20 protein-coding genes are annotated in these 19,029 nt (G+C 68.5%); 3 read left to right on the top strand and 17 right to left on the bottom strand.

Going from position 1 to position 19,029, the window contains the following annotated elements:
* Nucleotides 1–12 precede the first annotated feature (12 nt).
* From AC3A84_RS08630 to AC3A84_RS08600, 7 genes are all read right to left on the bottom strand, one after another.
* Nucleotides 13–609: a chromate transporter gene (locus AC3A84_RS08630; RefSeq protein WP_487969182.1), complete on the bottom strand. Its 597-nt coding sequence runs from the start codon at nt 607–609 to the stop codon at nt 13–15.
* Nucleotides 606–1,262, bottom strand: a complete 657-nt coding sequence (locus AC3A84_RS08625) for a chromate transporter (RefSeq protein WP_487969181.1) — start codon at nt 1,260–1,262, stop codon at nt 606–608. Before AC3A84_RS08625 ends, AC3A84_RS08630 begins: the two co-directional genes overlap by 4 nt.
* Nucleotides 1,263–1,444: 182 nt before the next feature.
* Nucleotides 1,445–2,350 (bottom strand): 3-hydroxyisobutyrate dehydrogenase, encoded by a 906-nt coding sequence (gene mmsB / locus AC3A84_RS08620; RefSeq protein ID WP_487969180.1) that lies wholly within the window; start codon nt 2,348–2,350, stop codon nt 1,445–1,447.
* A gap of 111 nt (nt 2,351–2,461) precedes the next feature.
* The gene (locus AC3A84_RS08615; protein WP_487969179.1) at nt 2,462–2,920 is read right to left on the bottom strand and encodes a TfoX/Sxy family protein; all 459 of its coding nucleotides are present in this window, start codon (nt 2,918–2,920) and stop codon (nt 2,462–2,464) included.
* Nucleotides 2,921–2,995: 75 nt separating this feature from the next.
* The gene (locus tag AC3A84_RS08610) at nt 2,996–4,162 is read right to left on the bottom strand and encodes an acyl-CoA dehydrogenase family protein (RefSeq protein ID WP_487969178.1); all 1,167 of its coding nucleotides are present in this window, start codon (nt 4,160–4,162) and stop codon (nt 2,996–2,998) included.
* Between the two features lie 52 nt (nt 4,163–4,214).
* Nucleotides 4,215–4,640 (bottom strand): lysozyme inhibitor LprI family protein, encoded by a 426-nt coding sequence (locus tag AC3A84_RS08605; RefSeq protein ID WP_487969177.1) that lies wholly within the window; start codon nt 4,638–4,640, stop codon nt 4,215–4,217.
* Nucleotides 4,641–4,803: 163 nt separating this feature from the next.
* A complete protein-coding gene (locus AC3A84_RS08600) occupies nt 4,804–6,327 on the bottom strand; it encodes a CoA-acylating methylmalonate-semialdehyde dehydrogenase (RefSeq protein WP_487969176.1) in 1,524 nt (507 codons plus the stop codon).
* Nucleotides 6,328–6,489: 162 nt separating this feature from the next.
* Between AC3A84_RS08600 and AC3A84_RS08595 the strand changes: the two genes are divergently transcribed.
* Nucleotides 6,490–7,389, top strand: coding sequence for a LysR family transcriptional regulator (locus AC3A84_RS08595; protein ID WP_487969175.1), 900 nt, complete (start codon nt 6,490–6,492; stop codon nt 7,387–7,389).
* Between the two features lie 249 nt (nt 7,390–7,638).
* On the top strand, nt 7,639–9,042 hold the full coding sequence (gene cycA, locus AC3A84_RS08590) for a D-serine/D-alanine/glycine transporter (RefSeq protein WP_487969174.1): 1,404 nt from the start codon (nt 7,639–7,641) through the stop codon (nt 9,040–9,042).
* A 117-nt stretch (nt 9,043–9,159) separates the two neighbouring features.
* Here cycA and AC3A84_RS08585 read toward each other — a convergent pair whose 3' ends face one another.
* From AC3A84_RS08585 to AC3A84_RS08540, 10 genes are all read right to left on the bottom strand, one after another.
* On the bottom strand, nt 9,160–11,124 hold the full coding sequence (locus AC3A84_RS08585) for a hybrid sensor histidine kinase/response regulator (RefSeq protein ID WP_487969173.1): 1,965 nt from the start codon (nt 11,122–11,124) through the stop codon (nt 9,160–9,162).
* Nucleotides 11,125–11,135: 11 nt separating this feature from the next.
* Nucleotides 11,136–12,137: a sensor histidine kinase gene (locus AC3A84_RS08580; protein ID WP_487969172.1), complete on the bottom strand. Its 1,002-nt coding sequence runs from the start codon at nt 12,135–12,137 to the stop codon at nt 11,136–11,138.
* Nucleotides 12,134–13,147 (bottom strand): ATP-binding protein, encoded by a 1,014-nt coding sequence (locus tag AC3A84_RS08575; RefSeq protein WP_487969171.1) that lies wholly within the window; start codon nt 13,145–13,147, stop codon nt 12,134–12,136. Before AC3A84_RS08575 ends, AC3A84_RS08580 begins: the two co-directional genes overlap by 4 nt.
* Nucleotides 13,138–13,545, bottom strand: coding sequence for an anti-sigma regulatory factor (locus AC3A84_RS08570; RefSeq protein WP_487969170.1), 408 nt, complete (start codon nt 13,543–13,545; stop codon nt 13,138–13,140). The genes AC3A84_RS08575 and AC3A84_RS08570 overlap by 10 nt, the downstream gene beginning before the upstream one ends.
* Nucleotides 13,532–13,906 (bottom strand): STAS domain-containing protein, encoded by a 375-nt coding sequence (locus tag AC3A84_RS08565; protein WP_486157936.1) that lies wholly within the window; start codon nt 13,904–13,906, stop codon nt 13,532–13,534. The genes AC3A84_RS08570 and AC3A84_RS08565 overlap by 14 nt, the downstream gene beginning before the upstream one ends.
* A 12-nt stretch (nt 13,907–13,918) precedes the next feature.
* Nucleotides 13,919–14,785 carry an STAS domain-containing protein gene (locus AC3A84_RS08560; RefSeq protein WP_487969169.1) on the bottom strand — a complete coding sequence of 289 codons (867 nt, stop codon included), beginning with the start codon at nt 14,783–14,785 and terminating at the stop codon, nt 13,919–13,921.
* A 267-nt stretch (nt 14,786–15,052) separates the two neighbouring features.
* Nucleotides 15,053–15,211 (bottom strand): DUF3309 family protein, encoded by a 159-nt coding sequence (locus AC3A84_RS08555; protein WP_092939462.1) that lies wholly within the window; start codon nt 15,209–15,211, stop codon nt 15,053–15,055.
* Between the two features lie 150 nt (nt 15,212–15,361).
* Complete coding sequence (locus AC3A84_RS08550) at nt 15,362–17,209, bottom strand: ABC transporter ATP-binding protein (protein WP_487969328.1); 1,848 nt, start codon at nt 17,207–17,209, stop codon at nt 15,362–15,364.
* 138 nt (nt 17,210–17,347) lie between these two features.
* Nucleotides 17,348–18,022, bottom strand: coding sequence for a hypothetical protein (locus tag AC3A84_RS08545; protein ID WP_487969168.1), 675 nt, complete (start codon nt 18,020–18,022; stop codon nt 17,348–17,350).
* 79 nt (nt 18,023–18,101) lie between these two features.
* The gene (locus AC3A84_RS08540) at nt 18,102–18,572 is read right to left on the bottom strand and encodes a CopD family protein (RefSeq protein ID WP_487969326.1); all 471 of its coding nucleotides are present in this window, start codon (nt 18,570–18,572) and stop codon (nt 18,102–18,104) included.
* A gap of 153 nt (nt 18,573–18,725) precedes the next feature.
* On the opposite strand from AC3A84_RS08540, the gene AC3A84_RS08535 reads away from it, so the two are divergent.
* Nucleotides 18,726–19,022 (top strand): iron uptake protein, encoded by a 297-nt coding sequence (locus AC3A84_RS08535; protein WP_487969167.1) that lies wholly within the window; start codon nt 18,726–18,728, stop codon nt 19,020–19,022.
* Nucleotides 19,023–19,029: the final 7 nt, after the last annotated feature.

Raw genomic sequence — 19,029 nt, 5'->3', positions numbered from 1 at the left:
TGCGCGGCAGGGTCAGACCCAACCCAGCGCTCCCAACACCGCGCCTGCGCCCAGCAGCCACAACAGGTGCAGCCGTGTGCGCCAGACCAGCAGCATGGAGATGGCCGTCAGGCACCAGAGGCGCCAGTCGTGCTCCAGGCTGCCGTGGGCGCTGGCCAGCACCCAGGCCGTCGCCAGCATCAGGCCGACCACCAGCGGCGCCATGCCCTGCTTGAAGGCGCGCACGGCCCGCCGTTCGCGGTTGCGGTGCGCCCAGCGGGTGGCGGCCCAGGTCAGCAGGCTGCTGGGCAGCATGATGCCGGCCATGCACAGCAGCACGCCCAGCGTGCCCCAGGCCCAGCCCGCGGCGCCCGGGCCGCCCGCGTTCAGGCCCACATTCCAGCCCAGCAGGGCGATGAAGAGCACGTTCGGCCCCGGCGCGGCCTGGGCGATGGCGATGGAGGCGCTGAATTGCGGATCGGTGAGCCACCCCTGCTGGCCGACGAGGTGGCGGTGCATGTCGGGCGCGGTGGAGATCGCCCCGCCCACGGCCAGGAGCGAGAGCGAGAGGTAATAGACGAACAGTTGCAGCCAGTCGGCCGGCTGCAGATGGAGCGCGAGCGGCGTCATGGGCGGGGCGCTTGCAGCCGGCGCCAGGTCAGCACGCAGGCTGCACCGCCGATGACGAGAAGAATCCACGCCAGCGGCACGCGCAGCAGCGCCATGGCGGCAAAAGCCGCGAGCGCGATGGCGCCGCAGGCCCACGGCCCGAGCGGGTGGCGCACCAGCGGCGCGGCCAGCTTGCAGCCCACGCCAGCCACCAGACCCGCCGCCACCGCACCCATGCCGCGCAGCGCGCCGGCCACGGCGGGCATTGAGGAAAAGCTGGCATAGACCATGGCGAGCGCCAGCACCACCAAGAGGGGCAGCGTGAGCATGCCGGCGACGGCCACCAGCGCGCCGCGCAGCCCGAAATGCCGGTCGCCGATCATGATCGAGAGGTTGACCACGTTGGGCCCGGGCAGGATCTGGGCTACGGCCCAGTCCTCGACGAACTCCTCGTTCGTCATCCAGCGTTTTTTCTCGACCACCTCGCGCTGCACCACGGCCAGTACGCCGCCGAAACCTTGCAGCGCCAGCCAGGTGAAGGACCAGAAGAGCTCGCCGAGCGAACGGGGCACGGGGCGCTCTTCGGAGGAAGGCAGCAGCGCGGCGGAGTTGGCACCGGCGGAGCCCGGCGGTGCAGCGGGTGAGGGCGGAGAAGAGGGCGTGGAGGGATGCATGGGCGCAAAGCAGGGCGATTCGGGCGGCTGGGCTGTGCAGCCACAAGGCAGCGAGCGTCGTGGCAGCGGCGGGCGCCGGCCATGTTAAGCCTACATTCCCGCCCGCGCCGGCCCCCGGCTGTCAGGCAGGCCATCGCCGTGCGCGATCGCAGGGATCGGCTCTGGCGAAGCCCAGTCGGCGGTCAGGCCGGTTTCTTGGGCTTCTGCACGGAGAAGACGATGCTGGAAAAATCCAGCGCGCCATGCCCGGCCAGGCTGTGCGATGCGTACAGGTTCCGCGCCAGCCCGCCCAGCGGCGTGGCCGCCTTGACGGCCATGGCGTTCTCTTGCGCCAGGCCCAGGTCCTTGAGCATCAGGTCGGTGCCGAAGCCGCCCGCGTATTGCCGGCTGGCGGGGGCGGCCTCCATCACGCCCGGCCAGGGGTTGTACTTCTCCAGCGCCCAGTTGCCGCCGGAGCTGCGGCGCATGATCTCGCTGAGCACCTTGGCATCCAGCCCATTGGCCACGCCCAGGGCGATGGCTTCGCTGGTGCCGGCCATCAGGATGCCCAGCAGCATGTTGTTGCAGATCTTGGCCGTCTGGCCCGCGCCCACGGCGCCGGCGTGGAAGATGTTGGCGCCCATCTTCTCCAGCACCGGGCGGGCACGCTCCAGGTCGGCCGCTTCGCCGCCCACCATGAAGGTCAGCGTACCGGCGATGGCGCCGCCCGTTCCGCCCGAGACCGGCGCGTCGATGAAGCCCACGCCCCGGGCCCGGGCCGCGTCGGCCACCTTGCGGGAGGTGGCCGCGGCGATCGTCGAGCAGTCGATCACCAGCGTGCCAGCCGGCAGCTGGGGCAGCAGGCCGGGTTGCCCGCCCTGGCCCAGGTAGAGCGCTTCCACGTGGGCGCTGGCAGGCAGCATGCTGATGACCACGTCCACGCCGGCCACGCAGTCCCCGGCGTCGGCGCTGATGCGCACGCCGTCGGCCGCGAGCTTGTCGCAGGCGGGCTTGGACAGATCGAACGCGCCCACGTCGTGGCCCGCCTTGTGCAGGTTCAGTGCCATGGGGCCGCCCATGTTGCCCAGGCCGATGAATCCGATTTTCATGGTGTCGTCTCCTTTGGTATGTGGATGGATTTGCTCTTGTATTGATAGCTGCTGGCTGAGGCGTTACGGGTGCTGGCGCCCGAAATGGCCGGGATCGTCAGCCGTCCGCTGTCAGTCGTCGTCCGCCTCGAAGATGCTGTGCCGCTTGCCGGGGCAGGCCGGCGCTGCGCTGGCCGCGGGTTCGGGTGCTGCTGCCGGCTTTCGGCGCCGAGGCGATGCCTTGGCGCGTGGGTTGAAGGCCAGCGCCTCTTCCAGCCAGAAGTGCCACTGCGCCCGGGTCACGTAGCCCGCAGGTTCCACCCAGAAATAGCCCTGCATGCCGCCGCCGGGCGAGAGCTCGCGCGTGCCCTGCATTTCCTGGAATTCGGCATGCCGCTCGGGCGGCAAGCGCACCAGCAGGTCGGTGCCCTTCACGCCCAGGCAGAGCTTGCCATCGACGAAGAAGCACCAGCAGCCGAACATGCGGCGTTCTTCGGCCTCGACGCCGCCGGGCAGGGGCTGCGCCGCCAGTGCGTTGCGTACGGCGTCGATGAGGTGCAGGGTGTCGTCGGCCAGGGGGCGTGCGGGCATGGTGGTCTGAGTGCCTTATAGGCTGGTGGCCCAGGTACATCAATGGCATGCAGCTATCATAAGAATAGCAATGACCTAGCGGATGACCTGCGGTGCGTCGCCGTCGAGCATGCGCCGGGCGATGATGACCCGCATGATCTCGTTCGTGCCTTCCAGGATCTGGTGCACCCGCGCGTCGCGCAGCAGCCGCTCCAGCGGGTATTCGCGGATATAGCCGTAGCCGCCGTGCAGCTGCAGTGCTTCGTTCACCACGTTGAAGCCCGCGTCGGTGGCGAAGCGCTTGGCCATGGCGCAGTAGGTGGAGGCGTCGCGCGCGCCGGCATCCAGCTTGGCGGCCGCCAGCCGCACCATCTGCCGCGCCGCGACCAGCTCGGTCGCCATGTCGGCCAGCTTGAACTGCAGCGCCTGGAAGCTCGCCAGCGCCTTGCCGAACTGCTTGCGGTCCTGCATGTACTGCTGGGCATGCCCCAGCGCCCCCTGGGCCGCGCCCACCGAGCAGGTGGCGATGTTGATGCGGCCGCCGTCCAGGCCCTTCATGGCGATCTTGAAGCCTTCGCCCTCGGCGCCCAGCAGGTGGTCGGCCGGGATGCGCACGTTGTCGAAGCTGATGGTGCGTGTGGGCTGGCTGTTCCAGCCCATCTTCTGTTCCTTCTTGCCGTAGTGAATGCCGGGCGTGTCGGCCGGCACGGCGAAGGCGCTGATGCCGCTGGAGCCGGAATCGGGTGCGCCGGTGCGGGCCATGAGCACCAGCACGTCGGTGGCGCCCGCGCCGCTGATGAAGGCCTTGGCGCCGTTGATGACGTATTCGTTGCCCACCCGCTCGGCCCGGGTCTTGAGCGAGGCCGCGTCGGACCCCGCGCCGGGCTCCGTCAGGCAGTAGCTGGCGAGCTTCTCGCCCGTGGTGAGCTGCGGGCCCCAGTGCGCGCGCACCGCGGGCGTGGCCCAGGTGCCCAGCATCCACGTCGCCATGTTGTGGATGGTGATGAAGGCGGTAGTCGATGGATCGACCGCCGCCATTTCCTCGAACACCAGCGTGGCGTCCAGCCGGGGCAGGGCGAGGCCGCCCGCGTTCTCGGGCGCGTAGAGGGCGCAAAAGCCCAGCGCGCCGGCCTTGGCGATGGCCTCGCGCGGGAAGATGCCTTCCTCGTCCCAGTGCGCGGCATGCGGCGCGAGTTCGGCCCGGGCGAATTCGCGGGCGGTGTCGGCAAAGGCGCGTTGCTCTTCGGTCAGCTCGAAATCCATGGTGCTTGTCTCTCTGGCTCTTCGTTGTTCTGTCCGCTCATCCGGTCGGGGCTCACTGCGGCCGGGCCGCGGGGTGCTCCAGCGTCAGCCAGCGCATCAGGCCCTGGCGCCGCGCCACGGTCTCCGCCGTGAGGCACTCGTGGTAGAGGCGCGGCCCCTCGGGCTGGGCTTCCGAGCCCCGCGTAGCCTGCTTGCACCGCGTGATGCGCTCGCGCTGCCAAGCCGACTGCTCCTGCCGCAGCTGCGGCCGCTCGTGCGCCGCCAGCGCCCGCATCACGTCGCCATACAGGATCGCGATGGCCGTGTCCGCCTGCTGCCAGGCCTGCAATGCACAGGCATTCGTCTCCGCCACGGTGCCCTTCGGATCGCACGCCGCACCGGCCTGGGCTTGCGCACCGGTGCTGCCCAGCAGGAATGCGAGGGTGCTTGCAGTCCGGGCACTCCGTGCAAGTCGTCGCGTGATCTTGAAAGGTTCCATCCTTCGCTTGTACCACTGCGCCAGATACCGGCGCGGCCCAGGCCAGCGGCAGCCGCGCAAGGGCCGCCCCGCCGCGCTGGCTGCGTCCCCCTTCCCGCGCGCCAGCGCGAGAGAAGGGGGAAGGCGCGCAGCGCCTCAGGGGGATGTCACTCCATTCAGGATGTCACTTCAAGCTGATCGTGGTGTTCACGCCCTGGCCGATCGTGCTGTCGTCGAACCACCGCGCCGTCACCGTCTTGGTCTGCGTGTAGAACAGCACCACCTGTTTGCCGTAAGGGCCCAGGTCGCCCAGCTTGGAGGCGCGCGAGCCCGAGAACGAGAAAAGCGGTACGGGCACGGGGATCGGCACGTTGATGCCGACCTGGCCCACGTCGATCTCTTCCTGGAACTTGCGCGCCGCCGCGCCCGACTGCGTGAAGATGGCCGTGCCGTTGCCGTTCGGGTTGGCGTTGATGAATTCGATCGCTTCGTCGATGTCGGCCGCTGCCGCCAGGCACAGCACCGGGCCGAAGATTTCCTGGTCGTAGATGCTCATGCCCGGTTTCACGCCGCTGAAGACGGTCGGGCCGACGAAGTTGCCCTTCTCGAAGCCCGCCACCTGGGGCTTGCGGCCGTCCAGCTCGAGTGTGGCGCCATCGGCGATGCCGCGTTCGATCAGGCCCTCCACGCGCTCGCGGGCGGCGCAGGAAACGAGCGGGCCCACGTCCGTGCCTTTCTCGGTGCCGGCGTTGACCTTGAGCGTCTTGGCCTTGGCGACCAGATCGGGAATCCACTGCTGGGCCTCGCCCACCAGCACCACCACCGACAGCGCCATGCAGCGCTGGCCGGCCGCGCCGAAGGCGGCGCCCGCCAGGGCGTTGAGCGTCTGCTCCTTGTTCGCGTCGGGCAGCACGATGGCGTGGTTCTTCGCGCCCATCATGCACTGCACGCGCTTGCCGTTGAGGCTGGCGCGGTTGTAGACGTGCGTGCCGACCTTGGTCGAGCCCACGAAGCTGATGGCCTTGATGTCGGGGTGGTCGCAGATGGCATTCACCGCATCCTCGCCGCCGTGCACCACGTTCAGCACGCCGGGCGGAATGCCGGCTTCGAGCGCCAGCTCGCACAGGCGCATGGTCACCATCGGGTCCTGCTCGGAGGGCTTGAGCACGAAGGTGTTGCCCGTGGCGATGGCCATGGGAAACATCCAGAGCGGGATCATGGCCGGGAAGTTGAACGGCGTGATGCCCGCGCACACACCCAGCGGCTGCATCAGCGTGTAGGTATCGACCCCGCCGGCCACGTTGTTGGCCAGTTCGCCCAGCTGCAGGTTGCCGATGGCACTGGCGTGCTCCACCACCTCCAGGCCGCGGAACACGTCGCCCTCGGCATCGGGCAGGGTCTTGCCCTGTTCGGCCGTCAGCAGTGCGGCCAGCTCGGCCATGTTCTCGCGGATCAGCTGCTGCAGCTTGAGAAAGATGCGCGCCCGGGCGCCGATGGGCGTCTTCTTCCAGGTCTTGAAAGCCTCCTGGGCGGAGGCCACCGCCGCGTCGATCTCATCGGGCGTCGCGAAGGGCACCCGCGCCAGCACCTCCTGCGTGGCGGGGTTGACCACATTGCGCCACTGCGTGGTCTTGGATTCGACGAACTGGCCGCCGATCAGCAGCTTGACGGTGGGCGCCAGCACGGCGGTGGACTGGGGTGCGTTCATGGGTCGTTGTCTCCTGGTGGTTCTCGTTGCGCCGGCTGCGTGCAGCGCCAGCATGCGGGCCATCCTATCTGTGCGAAATTGCGGAAGCAATAGACAATTGCGCACGTCGGCCTTGCAAAATTGCACGGCCCACCTCCAAACCAAATCGGGACACACAACGGCATGGACTGGGACAACCTCCGCTACTTCCTCGAACTCTCCCGCAGCGGCACCCTGGCCGCCGCGGCGCGCCGCACCGGCGTGGAGCACACCACGGTCGCGCGCCGCATCCAGGCGCTGGAAAAGCAGCTGGGCACTGCGCTGTTCGCCCGCGAGGCCGGCGGCCATCGCCTGACCGAAGCCGGCCGCCAGCTGCTGCCGGCGGCCGAGGCCATGGAAACCGCCGTGCTGGGCGTGGAGCGCGCCGTGCCCGCTGCGGGCGGCGGCCCCACGGGCGTGGTGCGGGTGGGCGCCACGGAAGGCTTCGGCACGCTCATCCTCGCCCCCCACCTGGCCCAGCTCACGCAAAAGCACCCCGGCCTGACCATCGACCTGCTGGCCCTGCCTCGAATGCTCCACCTGAGCCGGCGCGAGGCCGACATCGTCATCTCGCTGGAGCGGCCCACGCGCGGCTCGGTCATCGTCACCCGGCTGGCCGACTACACGCTGCGCCTTTACGGCCAGCGCGAATACCTGGCCCGCCGCCCGCTGATCCGCACGCGCGACGATCTGCGCCACCACGCCTTCGTGAGCTATGTGGACGACCTGCTGTTCACCAAGGAACTGCAGTTCCTCGACGCGCTGCATCCGCCCGAGCGCTTCGCCCTGCGCAGCACCAGCATCACCGCGCAGTACGAGGCCGTGCGCGCCGGCGCCGGCCTGGCCGTGCTGCCGGCCTTCATGGCGGACCGGGACCCGGTGCTGGCGCGGGTGCTGCCGGAGGAAGCCCGCTTCACGCGCACGTTCTGGATGAGCATGCCGGGGGAGTCCAAGCACCAGGCGCGGATGCAGGCGGTGTGGGCGTTTCTGAAAGAGGTGGGGCAGAGGAACGGGGAGGTTCTGCAGCTGCTGCACGGCCGCTGATAGTCCCTGCTGCAATGCCTCCATGTCGCTGGATCGGGCCACGAGGCCCGATCCGTCAATCGAGCGCTCGGAGCCCTTGGGGTGCGCTCGCGGGCGCCATAAACGCCGTGAAGGGCCTTCTGAGCGCCTATGATCGCGCCCTCTGTTTCCAGGCCCTGGCCTGTTCGCGATCCGAGCCGCCGAATGATTGATTGAGCGATCTGCGCGCGGCCTTCTCTTTCTAGCCTGTTTTCCCCCGGAGTTTTTTCCATGACACACCCAGCCCCGCCAGCCGGCCCGGGCTCGCACGGTCACGACGACCTGCAGCGCAACCTCACCAACCGCCACATCCAGCTCATCGCCATCGGCGGTGCCATCGGCACCGGCCTCTTCATGGGTTCGGGCAAGACGATCAGCCTGGCCGGCCCTTCCATCGTGTTCGTGTACGCCATCATCGGCATGGTGCTGTTCTTTGTCATGCGGGCCATGGGCGAGCTGCTGCTGTCCAATCTGGAGTACAGGTCGTTCATCGACTTCTCGGCCGATCTGCTCGGCCCCTGGGCGGGCTTCTTCACGGGCTGGACCTACTGGTTCTGCTGGATCGTGACCGGCATCGCTGATGTGATCGCCATCTCCGCCTACACGCAGTTCTGGTTCCCCCATCTGCCGCAGTGGGCGCCTGCGCTGGGCTGCGTGGGCCTGCTGCTTTCGCTCAACCTGCTGACGGTGAAGCTCTTCGGCGAAGTCGAGTTCTGGTTCGCCATGGTCAAGATCGTCGCCATCGTGGCGCTGGTGGGCACGGGCATGTACATGGTGGGCACGTCCTTCCAGTCGCCCGGCGGCCATACGGCCACGCTGGCCCATCTGTGGAACGACGGCGGCATGTTCCCGCACGGCGTCATGGGCTTCTTCGCGGGCTTCCAGATCGCGATCTTCGCGTTCGCGGGCATCGAGCTGGTGGGCACGACGGCCGCCGAGGCCAAGGACCCGGAGCGCACGCTGCCGCGCGCGATCAACTCCATTCCGCTGCGCATCATCGTGTTCTACGTGCTGGCGCTGGTCGCCATCATGTCCGTGACGCCCTGGCGCGAGGTGGTGCCGGGCAAGAGCCCGTTCGTGGAGCTGTTCGTGCTGGCCGGCCTGCCGGCGGCGGCGGGCGTCATCAACTTCGTGGTGCTGACCTCGGCGGCCTCTTCGGCCAACAGCGGCGTGTTCTCCACCAGCCGCATGCTCTTCGGCCTGGCGCTCAAGGGCGATGCACCCCGGTCCTTCGCGCGTCTTTCGAGCAGCAGCGTGCCTTCGCGCGGGCTGCTGTTCTCGTGCGCCTGCCTGCTGCTGGGCGCGTTCCTGATGTGGGTGGTGCCCGATCTGGTGGAGGCGTTCACGCTGGTGACGACCGTGTCGGCCATCCTCTACATGTTCGTGTGGTCGCTGATCCTGCTGTCCTATATCGCCTACCGCCGCGGTCGTGCAGCGCTGCATGAGGCGTCCCAGTACAAGATGCCCGGCGGCGTCGCCTTGTGCTGCGTGTGCCTGGCCTTCTTCGCCGGGGTGATGGTGCTGCTCTCGTTCGAGGCCGATACCCGTCAGGCGCTGGTGGCCACGCCCGCCTGGTTCGTGCTGCTGGCCGTGGCCTACCAGTTCGTGCGCCGGCGGGCGGAGCGGGCCGGTTGATTCAAGTTGCTATGAAGTTCATAGCTTCCAGCGCTTGATTTCAGAGCGCTGGCGGCTTATTTCATTGGTGCCCCGCCGCGCTGGGCCGTCGTGCCTGCCGGGCCCCCCCGGCAGGCATCACGCCAGCAGCTGCAGCAGCAGATGCGGCTGCAGCGGCTTGCCCAGGTGGGCATCGAAGCCGGCGGCCAGGGCCCGTTCCCGGTCCTGCGGGCGCGCGAAGGCGGTGAGGGCGACGGCGCGTAATCGGTCCGTGCGGCCTGTGGCGGTTTCACGTTCGCGTATGGCGGCGATCAGCTGGTAGCCGTCCTTGCCCGGCAGGCCGATGTCGCTCACCAGCAAGTCGGGCCATTGGCGGTCCAGTTCCTGCAGCGCGGCGTCGTAGGTTTCGACCGAGCGCACGCGTGCGCCCTGGTCGCTGAGCACGATGCCCAACATCTCGCTGGTGTCCGCGTTGTCTTCGACCACCAGGATGTCCTTGTCCTCCAGCCGGCGCTGGTTGCCTTCGCCGTTCAGCGCGCTGTCGCTCGCGGCACCCGTGTCCGCCGCGTGGCTGTGCTCGTCGGGCTCCACCAGCAGGCGGGCACGCATGGTGCTGCCCTGGCCCGGCCCGGCACTTTCGGCCTGGATCTGGCCGCCGTGCAGTTCGACCAGGTGCTTGACGATGGAAAGGCCCAGCCCGAGCCCGCCATGGGTGCGGTTGTTGGGCGGCCCGCTCTGCGTGAAGCGGCCGAACAGGTGAGGCAGGAATTCGGGGGAGATTCCCATGCCTTCATCCTGCACCACCACCGAGAGTTCGTCCCCGTCGCGGGCCAGTGCGATGCGCACGGTGCTACCGGCTTCCGAGAATTTGATGGAGTTGGTGACCAGGTTCCAGATGATCTGCTGGAAGCGAGTGGCGTCCAGCCAGGCGGGAGTGCCGGCGTTGTGGCGTTCGAGCACGATGGCGATCTTCTTCGCATCGGCGGTCTCGCGCACCGCATCGAGCGAGATCAGCGCGAGTTCGACCGGGTCGGCCCATTCACGGTGCAGCCGCAGCTTGCCCGAGGCAAGGCGGGAGACGTCGAGGATGTCCGAAATGATGCGGCTTTGCGCCTGCACACCGCGTTCGATGGCGCTGATGCCCCGTGCCAGAGTGTCGGGCGTGACCCCGGGGCGCTTGAGCATGTGCGCCCAGCCGGTGATGAGGGTGAGCGGCGTGCGCAGCTCGTGCGAGAGCACGGCGACGAAGTCGTCCTTGGTGCGGCTGTGGCGCTCGGCCAGCACGCGTGCGGCCTGTTCGCGTTCAAGCACCTCTTCGCGACGGCGTTCCAGCTCGATGCGTTCGGTCAGGTCCTTGGCGATGCCGACGCGCACGCCCGGCTCCACGGGTTCGGACATGCTCCAGTCCAAAGGCAACTGATGCCCGTCCCCGCGCAGCAGGGGCAGCTCGCCATGCCAGGCGGTGGCCGTGAGGGCGCAGGTGAGTTCCTGCACGAATTCCCGCCAGACGGGGGCTGCCAAGGCAGCGACGGGAGTGCCGATGAGACTCTCGGCCGGGCGCTGGAGCAGGGCGGCGGCGGCGGGGTTCACGTCGGTGAACACGCCGCGGTCGTCGATCAACATCATGGCGACAGGCGCATGGTCGTAGATCGCGCGGAAGCGGTTCTGGCTGCTGCGCAGCTTGTCTTCGGCCAGCCGCGCGCGGATCAGCGCCTGCAGCGTGGCGATCAGCAGGGGCGGCTCGACGGGATGCACCATGTAAGCGTCGGCGCCGGCATTCAGGCCCGCCACCCGATGCTCGCTCTGCACATAAGCGGCTGACAGATGGACGATGGGCATGAAGGTGGTGCGCGGGTCGCCGCGCAGCGCGCGGCAGACGTCGAAGCCACTCATGTCGGGCAGATGGACGTCGAGCACCACCGCGGCGATGCCGGTGCCGGCGAGGGCCAGCGCCGCGCCACCGCTATCGGCCTCTTCGGTCAGGAATCCGGCCGCGCGGATGACCCGTGCGGTCGAGTAGCGCGTTGCGGGGTTGTCATCGACCACCAGCACGGTGTGGCGGCTGCGGTCGATGGTGGGGGCGATGATTCCGGAGTGCGGCATGGCTTTCAGCGTCAACGGGGCGCGGATGCGGCAGGGCCAGAGGCAGGAGCGCTGGGTTCCATGGCACTGGTGGAGTCGGTCGCATCGATGTGTACGGCGCCCGCCTCATGGGCCGATCCGGGCGCTTCGCCCTCGGCCGTTGCGGTCTGGGGCAGGCGCACGGGCAAGGTGACAGAGAACTCGGAGCCTTCGCCCAGCGTACTGCGCACGTCCACCGAACCGCCCAGCAGGGTGGCGAGTTGGCGCGACAGCGCCAGCCCGAGGCCGGAGCCGCGCAAGTGGCGCTGCACGGGCGAATCCACCTGGGAGAAGTCGTCGAACAGCGAAGCGATGTGCTCCTGTGCGATGCCGATGCCGGTATCCGATACGGCAAAGCGCACGCGTTCGCCGCCTTCCAGCAGGCGCACCGACACGCGCACTTCGCCTTGCGCCGTGAACTTGAGCGCGTTGGAGATGAAGTTGCGCAGGATCTGCGAGAGCTTGCGGTCGTCGGTGTAGAGGCGCGGCAGCCCTTCGGCCTCCTCGAACACCAGGTTCAGCCGGGCATTGCCCAGAACGGGCTTGAACATGCCACGCAAGGCGGAGAAAAGGTCCACCATCTCGAACCATTCGGCGGAGATGTCAAGCCGCCCGGCCTCGATGCGGGCCAGGTCCAGCAGGTCGTCCACCATGTCGGCGAACTCTTCCGCAGTGGTCTGTACGAAGCGCACCTGCAGTTCCTGCTCGGGCGTGAGGGGCCCATCCACCCGGTCGAGCAGCAGCCGGGTGATGCTGCGGATGGCACCGATGGGCGTGCGGAACTCATGGCTCATGTAGGAGAGAAAGCGGCTTTTGAGTTCCGTCGCTTGCCGCAACTGCTCGGCCTGCTGGTCCAGGTCGGCATAGAGGGCGACCACGCCGCGGTTGGTCTCTTCCAGCTCGGCACGCAGGGCATCGGCTTCCGCACGGCTGTGCTCCAGCTGCTCGCGCAGCTGCGCATAGGCCGCGCCGCCGGGAGGATGGTTGTCGGTCACGCGGGTTCCTCTTGTTTCAGTACCACCACGGTGGTGTCGTCGCGGCCCCGCGTGTGCGTCCAGGCCAGCGCCGCGGCCAGCAGCGTGGGATTGCGCGGCAGCAATGCCACGAGCGGGGCGGAAGGCCAGCGCGATGCCACGCCGTCGGTGTGCAGCAGTACCAGGGCATGTGGCGCGAGTGCGTGGGTGCTGGCTTCCGTGCGGCGCATCTGTACGCCAGCCGTGCCATGCGCGGTGATGAGGCCCTGGTCAAACACGCCGGAGAGCACGCGCCCCAGAATATTGCCGGCTCCGCTGTAACTCAGGGCGGCACGCGCCGGCATGTGCGCGGCGAACACGGCGCCGCCTCGGGTGCCCTGCATGGCCTGATGGACTTGTGCCATCAGCGCGGGCAGGGGCGTGAATGGCGTGCGGGCGAAAGCCGCCAGCGCCGCTCGGGATGCGGCCGCAGCCTCCGGGCCGTGGCCCAGGCCGTCGCTGATCAGCACGGCGACTTCGCCCTCCTGTTCGGCCAGGGCCCAGCCGTCGCCGCACTGCGTTTCGCCCGGGGCGGGCAGGCACACCGCTCCGAGGCGGTTGCCTATCGTGGGACGGGGCACGCCTTCCGGCCGCATGCGCGCCAGCACCAGCGTGCCGGCCGGGGTCGACTGCACGTCGAAGTCGCTCGCCATGCGGCGCACGGCGCCCAGGCCGGTGCCGGGTGAGCCGGAGCCGGTGGACACGCCATCCGTCAGCGAGTGCTGCACGTCGGGCATGCCGGGGCCGCGGTCGAGTGCGATGACTTCGACTTCCTGCCATGCAGGGTTGAAGGCGATCCATAGCTGGCCGCCCACCGCGTGGCGCATGAGGTTGGAGCCCAGCTCGGTCACGATCAGCGAGAGCTGGCCCGCCTCGACTTCGCTCCAGCCCCAGTCCGCGATGGTTCTCGTGCAATGGCGGCGCGCCTCCCCGACGCAACTTGCATCGGTGACGGGAAAGCTGCGGTGCGTCCAGCCGGTGATCACTTCCACTTGGTGATGCTCACGCGGGTGCCCTGGCCGGGGGCCGTGTCGATATGGAACTCATTGACCAGCCGCTTGCTGCCAGGCAGCCCCAGGCCCATGCCCTTCTTGGTGGTATAGCCGTCGGTCATGGCCATGCCGACATCCACGATGCCGGGGCCTTCGTCCTCGAAGTGCAGGCGCAGGCCCTGGCGCGCACCCGATTCGACCCATTCCCAGCGCATGCTGCCCCCGCCTCCGTGGATCAGCGTGTTACGCGAGAGCTCGCTGGCGGCAGTGACCATCTTGGTCTGGTCCACCAGCGAGAGCTTGAGCGCCTGGCAGAGGCTGCGCACCATCTGCCGGCTCGCGACGATGTGCTGTTCGGATTCGAGCGGGAGCGTTCCGCTGCGGTCAGCGGGTGCCAAGATCGGCCTCCTCGGCGCGGCGCAGCACGGCCATGCCGCGCTCCACGTTGAGCGCGGTCTTCACGCCGTCGAGCGAAAGGCCCAGCTCCACCAGCGTGATGGCCACGGCCGGCTGCATGCCGACCACCACCGTGTGCGCCGAGAGGATGCGGGCAATTCCCGAGATACTGGCGAGCATGCGGCCGACGAAGGAATCGACGATCTCAAGAGCGGAGATGTCGATCATCACGCCGGTCGCGCCCGTCTTGGCGATGCGCTCTGCCAGGTCGTCCTGCAGAGCCAGGGCGGTCTGGTCCTGCATGTCCACCTGGATGGTGACCAGCAGGGTCTTGCCCATGCGAAGGATTGGAACGCGGTCCATCGGCGGCTCGTATCAGTCCGCGCGGCGGGCAACTTGCCAGCCGGTGCGGTGCAGCGCCAGGCGCAGGGCATCGGCCAGTGTGGCCTTGGTGCCGATGCCATCCAGGTCGATGCCCAGATGCACGATGGTTTGCGCGATCTGGGGGCGGATGCCGCTGATGATGCAGTCGGCGCCCATCAGCCGGATGGCGGTGACGGTCTTGAGCAGATGCTGCGCGACCAGCGTGTCCACGGTCGGCACTCCGGTGATGTCGATGATGGCGAGCTCGGCCTCGGTTTCCACGATGCGCTGCAACAGCGTTTCCATGACCACCTGCGTGCGGTTGCTATCCAGCGTGCCGATCATGGGCACGGCGAGCACGCCTTCCCACAGCTTCACCACGGGCGTGGAGAGTTCAAGCAGTTCCTCTTGCTGGCGCGCGATGATGTCTTCGCGTGCCTGCTGGAAGGTGGTGACCGTGTGCTGGGCCATCTGGTCCACCAGCAGGGTGACCGCCCAGAGAGCATCCACCAGGGCATCCGGGCTGGCCGCAAGCTGCTTTTGCAGCGAAGAGAAGAAGGGGCGCTTGAGCGCCAGCACGAACACGCTGGTCGCGCCGGCGCTCTGGCCTTGCGCGGCGCGCGAACGGGAGAAGTCGGCCAGGGCCTGCTGCACCGGGCTCCAGGCGGGGGAGCTGCCGAAGCGCTCGGGGTCTGCCCCGTTCTGCAACGCCCCGTTCAGCGCCTGCAGGATCTCCGACGCCTCCGACTGGGCGCTGCGACCTACGTTGGAATCCCCCTTGCGGGCTTCCTCAAGCCAGCGCTGAAGCAGGGCTGCAGGGTCCTCGTTGCGCAGGATGTCTTGGATGTGCTGGTTCATATAGATGTGAGAGATCAACATGGGCTGCGGCGTTCGCGCCGTCTTGCCAGGGACGGTGCTTCGGGGCCTGTCGGCCTGTGGCACTGCTGATTTCATTGTAGGCTTCGTAACCACCCGTTTCTAACGCGTGACAGCCCCAAACGCGTAGGGCAAAGCCGCATTCTTCGGGGTGGAACTGCGGCGAGCACAGATCCTGGATCGGCCGACATGCGCCGTGGGGTGCATCACCAATGAAAACGGCGCCCGAAGGCGCCGCAAGTGGAGGGCGCGCCGCAGGGCGGCGCGCGGTCAGATCCTGCCCATGAGCAGCAGCACCAGCAGGATCACCACGACCAGGCCGATGCCGCCGCTGGGACCGTAGCCCCACGAGCGGCTGTGGCCCCAGGTGGGGAGCACGCCGACCAGGATCAGGATCAGGATGATGAGCAGCAGCAGGGAGATCGACATGGTGGCGTCCTTGTTTGTTGGGGTGTGCCCCGGCGCAGTGTCGGCCGGGGGTGGCGAGATGCCTGCGTGCATTCTTTGCGGCCACCCCGGGGCTGGTTCGCAGGCGGGGCGCGGGCCTGCGTGTCATCCGATGCCGACAGGTCACGCGGCTCAGCCCTGGGCGCCGTCGTCCTCCGTCTCCCCGAGGAAGCCCCCGCTCTGGTGGCCCCAGAGCCGTGCATAGACGCCCCCGCGCGCCAGCAGCTGCGCGTGCGTGCCTTCTTCGATGATGCGGCCCGCATCCAGCACGATGAGCCGGTCCATCGCCGCGATGGTGGACAGGCGGTGGGCAATGGCGATCACGGTCTTGCCCTGCATCAGCCCGTCGAGGCTTTGCTGGATGGCGGCTTCCACTTCGGAGTCGAGCGCGCTGGTGGCTTCGTCGAGCAGCAGGATGGGCGCGTCCTTGAGCATCACGCGGGCGATCGCCACCCGCTGGCGCTGGCCCCCGGAGAGCTTCACGCCGCGCTCGCCCACGTGAGCGTCGTAGCCGCTGCGGCCGTGCAGGTCGGTCAGGGTCTGGATGAAGTCCTCCGCCTCAGCGCGGCGTGCGGCCGCATGCATCTGCGCGTCTGTGGCGTCCGGCCGCCCGTAGAGAATGTTGTCGCGCATGGAGCGGTGCAGCAGGGATGTGTCCTGCGTGACCATGCCGATGTGTTGGCGCAGGCTGTCCTGCGTGACATGGGCGATGTCCTGCCCGTCGATCAGGATGCGCCCGCCTTGCAGGTCGTGAAAGCGCAGCAGCAGGTTGACCAGCGTGGACTTGCCCGCGCCGGAGCGGCCGATCAGTCCGATCTTCTCGCCCGGGCGGATGGTCAGGTTCAGATCGTCGATGACCGGTCGTCCGTTCTGGTAGCCGAAGCGCACGTTCTCGAAGCGCACCTCGCCGCGGGCCACGGCCAGCGGGCGGGCATCGGGGGCGTCCAGCACGGTGCGCGGGCGCGTCAGGGTGTTGATGCCGTCCTGGATGGTGCCCACGCTTTCGAAGAGAGTGGTCATCTCCCACATCACCCAGTGGGCGTGGCCCGAGACGCGCAGCGCCATGGCGGTGACGGCGGCCACCGCGCCCGCGCCCACCTGGCCCTGCGACCAGAGCCAGAGAGCCGTGCCGCAGGCACCCAGGATCATCGCCACCACGAGGATGTGGTTGACGATCTCGAACTGGCTCACGAGCCGCATCTGCGCATAACCCGTCTGCTTGAAGGCATCCATGGCAGAGCGGGCGAATTCAGCCTCGCGCCGGGTGTGCGAGAACAGCTTGACGGTGGCGATGTTGGTGTACGCGTCGGTGATGCGCCCGGTCATCACCGAGCGCGCATCCGCCTGCGCCTTGCCGATGCGGCCCAGCCGCGGCACGAAGTACCAGCAGGCCAGGCCGTAGCAAACGATCCAGGCGAGGAAAGGCAGCAGCAGCCGCACCTCGAAGCCCGCAGCCAGCGCGAGGATGGTGAAGAGATAGACACCCATGCCCACGACCACGTCGGTGGTCGTGAAGATCATGTCGCGCACGGCGAGCGCCGTCTGCATGATCTTGGTGGTGATGCGGCCGGCGAACTCGTCGGCATAGAAGGCCATGCTCTGGCCGAGCATCAGCCGGTGGAAGTTCCAGCGCAGCCGCAGCGGGAAGTTGATGGCCAGGGCCTGGTGCTTGACGCTGGTCTGCAACGCAACCAGGGCAATGCTGGCCACGAGCATGCCGACCACCCACATCAGCAGCGTGCCGCGTTCTTCCCAGAAGCGCGCGGCTGGCACGTCGCTGATCCAGTCCACCAGCCGGCCCAATACGGCGAAGAGCAGTGCCTCGTACACCGCGATCGCGGCCGAGAGGCCCGTCATCGCGATGACGTAGCCCCGCAGCCCGCGCGTTCCGGCCCAGACGAAGGCCATGAAGTCCTGGGGCGGCACAGCGGGCTCGCCGGCGGGGTAGGGGGGGACGCATTTTTCGAAGAAGCGGAACAGCACGGGTCGATGACTCCAGGGGATCGTCCTGGCGATGGACGGGCCTGCATGTTACGGGGCGGCGGCCCGGTGTGCCCAGGGCTGCCGCCATGTCCCCACGCGTGCCTGGCCGCGGGGAGTCCGGCCCTGGGGTGGGGATCAGCGATAGACCACGGTGATGCGCGGTACCGCCTTCACGCCCGGCTGGCGCGCGAGGAAGTCGGCCAGAAAGGTGGTGAGGCTCTTTTCGCAGAGCGCCAGCACGGCGGGCTCGGCCGCCATCGCCTCGCCCTGGGCCAGGGCGCGGCGGGCGGCTTCCTGCTGCAGCGCCACGATGGCAGCCTGCTCGTCGGTGAAGAGCCCGCCCGAGAGCACGCGGTGGCGTAGATGGCTCACGGCCGGCGTGGCCACCAGGGTGGGGCGCGCCAGATGCACCTGCAGCCCCTGGGGCGTGGCCTGGAGCGTGTAGCTGCCGGGGCGCAGGTCGTAGCCGAAGGCGTATTCGGCCGTGTACCAGATGGCGACCACGCCCGTGGACTGCAGGCCGAGCACCGACTTCTCCACGATCTGCGTGGCGCCTTCCTCGCGCACCACGGTCGCCGTCAGCAGCTTCATCTGCTCGGCCAGCGTGTTCTGGCCGGCGGTGAGGTAGGTGGTGTAGCGCGTATAGCCCAGCAACTGCTCCTGCGTGGAGACCACTTCGCGCTGCAGCGCCGCGACCTCGCCCTGGGCGGCGCGCCACTGCGCTTGCGCCCACCAGCCACCCGCTAGCGCCGCCAGAAAGGCCAGCGCGAGCACGGCGAAGCCGAAGGACGCGGAACGTCTGGGGATCATGTTTGCTATCGAAAGAGAAGCGTGAGGTCCAGTATCGGAGGGCGCAAACGCCCGCAAATATGCCGCTGCGCGCCGACGACTAAAGCGGCACAACCGCCACTGCCACGGTGGCTGTACCCAGTACCAGATTCACGCCGACCCAGGTGCGAATAGAGGCCAGCGCCCGGCCGCCCGCAGGCCAGTCGGCCGCTTGCGTGGCTGCATGCAGCCTTGGGTAGAGAGCCCAGCGGATATGGCCGAAGATGGCGATCATCACCAGCCCCAGCGTGGCCATCAGCGTCCAGGACAGCGGCATGGCGAAACTGCCGCCGGCCTGCACCACGGCCTTGGCGGTGCGGCCGATCACCCAGAGGCCCGTGGCCAGCATCACCGCCGCCGCCACGGCCACGGCGCGGAAGAAGCGCTGCAGCACCGCCTCCATCAGTGGCAGGCGGACGGGCGGCTCCAGCGCCAGCGCGGCGGGCCTCAGGAAGAAGTGCGCGAAGACCATGCCGCCGATCCATACGATGGCGGCCAAGAGGTGGAAGAGCTTGAGCAGGGCGTAGAGCATCGTGGGAGTGGTCGGGGGCATGGGAAGGGGGGCGTCGCCGCACGATACCAGCAGCCCTTCGCAGCCGGGCGGCGATCAAAGCCCCGGGCGGAACGGGGCATTGCACCTGCAATGCAATAATGCAAATCACTCGCATTTACAAGATTCATCGCCATGGCCACGAACGCTGTTCCACGTCGCCAGATCGTCTCGCGCATCGCCGCCGGCGTGCTGGGCGGCTATGTCTTCACCTGGGGCTTCATCGCGCTGTCGATCGCCCTCTTGTTTGCCGCGCGGCTGGACTTCCATGACGCAGAGGCCGTGGGCGGCATCCTGGGCCTGCTGCTCTTTCTCGTCGTGTTCCTGTGGGCATTCGCTGCGCCCAGCGTGGCGCGGGTCTGGCTGGTGCTCGCAGGCGGCGGGGCGGTCATGACCGGTGCGGCCTGGCTGGTGCAGCGAGCCCTTCTCTGAAGCGGCA

Source organism: Paracidovorax sp. (assembly GCF_057642795.1).
The sequence above is the reverse complement of the archived record's forward strand: the minus strand, read 5'-3'. Positions and strand labels throughout refer to the sequence as shown.

Excerpts from the sequence above, each read along its gene's own strand:
- AC3A84_RS08595 (WP_487969175.1), top strand. The coding sequence starts at position 6,490 with ATGGACTGGGACAACCTCCGCTACTTCCTCGAACTCTCCCGCAGCGGC.
- AC3A84_RS08615 (WP_487969179.1), bottom strand. The coding sequence starts at position 2,920 with ATGCCCGCACGCCCCCTGGCCGACGACACCCTGCACCTCATCGACGCC.
- AC3A84_RS08555 (WP_092939462.1), bottom strand. The coding sequence starts at position 15,211 with ATGTCGATCTCCCTGCTGCTGCTCATCATCCTGATCCTGATCCTGGTC.
- AC3A84_RS08625 (WP_487969181.1), bottom strand. The coding sequence starts at position 1,262 with ATGCATCCCTCCACGCCCTCTTCTCCGCCCTCACCCGCTGCACCGCCG.
- cycA (WP_487969174.1), top strand. The coding sequence starts at position 7,639 with ATGACACACCCAGCCCCGCCAGCCGGCCCGGGCTCGCACGGTCACGAC.
- AC3A84_RS08630 (WP_487969182.1), bottom strand. The coding sequence starts at position 609 with ATGACGCCGCTCGCGCTCCATCTGCAGCCGGCCGACTGGCTGCAACTG.
- AC3A84_RS08610 (WP_487969178.1), bottom strand. The coding sequence starts at position 4,162 with ATGGATTTCGAGCTGACCGAAGAGCAACGCGCCTTTGCCGACACCGCC.
- AC3A84_RS08605 (WP_487969177.1), bottom strand. The coding sequence starts at position 4,640 with ATGGAACCTTTCAAGATCACGCGACGACTTGCACGGAGTGCCCGGACT.
- AC3A84_RS08560 (WP_487969169.1), bottom strand. The coding sequence starts at position 14,785 with ATGTTGATCTCTCACATCTATATGAACCAGCACATCCAAGACATCCTG.
- AC3A84_RS08600 (WP_487969176.1), bottom strand. The coding sequence starts at position 6,327 with ATGAACGCACCCCAGTCCACCGCCGTGCTGGCGCCCACCGTCAAGCTG.
- AC3A84_RS08545 (WP_487969168.1), bottom strand. The coding sequence starts at position 18,022 with ATGATCCCCAGACGTTCCGCGTCCTTCGGCTTCGCCGTGCTCGCGCTG.
- mmsB (WP_487969180.1), bottom strand. The coding sequence starts at position 2,350 with ATGAAAATCGGATTCATCGGCCTGGGCAACATGGGCGGCCCCATGGCA.
- AC3A84_RS08535 (WP_487969167.1), top strand. The coding sequence starts at position 18,726 with ATGGCCACGAACGCTGTTCCACGTCGCCAGATCGTCTCGCGCATCGCC.
- AC3A84_RS08540 (WP_487969326.1), bottom strand. The coding sequence starts at position 18,572 with ATGCTCTACGCCCTGCTCAAGCTCTTCCACCTCTTGGCCGCCATCGTA.
- AC3A84_RS08585 (WP_487969173.1), bottom strand. The coding sequence starts at position 11,124 with ATGCCGCACTCCGGAATCATCGCCCCCACCATCGACCGCAGCCGCCAC.
- AC3A84_RS08565 (WP_486157936.1), bottom strand. The coding sequence starts at position 13,906 with ATGGACCGCGTTCCAATCCTTCGCATGGGCAAGACCCTGCTGGTCACC.